The sequence below is a fragment of the Alistipes putredinis DSM 17216 genome, assembly GCF_000154465.1.
GTDB lineage: Bacteria > Bacteroidota > Bacteroidia > Bacteroidales > Rikenellaceae > Alistipes > Alistipes putredinis.
The window spans coordinates 2207-3644 of record NZ_DS499576.1; the positions used below are offsets into that span (position 1 = coordinate 2207).

At 57.4% G+C, this 1438-nt stretch carries 1 pseudogene; it reads right to left on the reverse strand.

The annotated features are described in order from the left end of the window. Positions 1–161: 161 nt before the first annotated feature. Positions 162–1415 (reverse strand): annotated as a pseudogene (locus ALIPUT_RS00090) (helix-hairpin-helix domain-containing protein); the annotation flags it as partial. Between the last annotated feature and the right edge of the window lie 23 nt (positions 1416–1438).

The following is a 1438-nucleotide window of genomic DNA, read 5'->3' on the forward strand; positions in this document are numbered from 1 at the left end:
GAGGAGAGGAGATGGCTGCCCCGGACCCCCGCGAATTTGCTCAGTCAATTCGTGATAAATTTTAATATTGATAATTATTCCTGAACGCTTCGGAGGTTTCTCCTTTTTTGAAATCCGTTCGCGCTGTTGTGGCCGGTGTTCTGCATATTTCCTTCCGCTTCCTAGAATTTCCTTTTCGGAAGGAGTGGAAAACTCCCCGCCCAGAAGCCTGGAGAGCGTAGGAGCGAGAAAGGATTCGTTCTTATTATTCGGATTTCAACATCATTATTTCGGTGTCCGGGGCATGCGCCCGGAAAATAATATTGTGTGTTTTCTCGGCCCCGAGGAGTCCCGTTTCCCCCCAAAAAACAGCGACCCCTTTTTCCGTGTCCCCCCCCGTCGTTTTTGTCGGTCGTTTCCCTGAGCCGAGGGGGGGGGCCGCAGAGGTGTTCCCTTCGGAAGCTTTTTTTTGTCACGGGCAGCGTTCCGCCGGAAGCGTTCATCGCCAGCAGTTCTTCTTCGGGGATGAGACGTACGCCCAGTTGGGTCGCCTTTTGGATTTTCCCCGGTCCGATCTTTTTCCCTGCAACCAAAAATTCGACGTTGCCCGATACCCCCGCGAGGTTTTTCCCGCCGTGCGCTTCGATCAGTTCCTTCAGTTCGTCGCGGCTGTGACCGGAGAATCTGCCCGTGATGACGAAATTTTTGCCCGCCAGACTTTCCGATTCGAGGGCTTTGTGCGCGGCTTCGGTTTGCAGCCCCGCTTTGCGCAGCCGCTCGATGATCCGCAGGTTCTCCGCGTCGGCGAAGTAGTCGATGATGGCATCGGCGATCTTGCCGCCCACCTCGTCGGCTTCGATCAACTCTTCGCGCGTGGCGTGCATCACGGCATCCAACGTGCGGAAGTGTGCCGCCAGGTATTTGGCCGTGGTTTCCCCGACGAATCGGATGCCCAGGGCGAACAATACCCGCTGAAAAGGAACCTCGACCGAGCCCCGGATGCTCCGGATGATGTTCTCGGCTGATTTTTCGCCCAGCCGGGGCAGACAGGCGAGCTGTTCGGCCCGCAGGTCGTACAGGTCGGCGATGTCGTGCAGCAGTCCGTTTTCGAAGAGCAGTTCGACGGTCTCTTCGCCCAATCCCTCGATGTCCATCGCCTTGCGGCGGATAAAGTGGATGATGCGGCCCAGTATCTGAGGCCGGCAGTGGCTCTGATTGGGACAGTAGTGCTTGCTTTCGCCCTCGTATTTCACCAGCGGAGTGCCGCATTCCGGACAGCGGGTGATGTACTGGAAGGGACGGCTGTCCGCCGGACGGGCCGCAAGATCGACGCCCGTGATCTTGGGGATGATCTCGCCGCCTTTTTCGACATATACCATATCGCCTACGCGAATGTCCAGCAGGGCGATCTGTTCGGCGTTGTGCAGCGTGGCCCGAATCCACCACAGTGCGAGTTAGC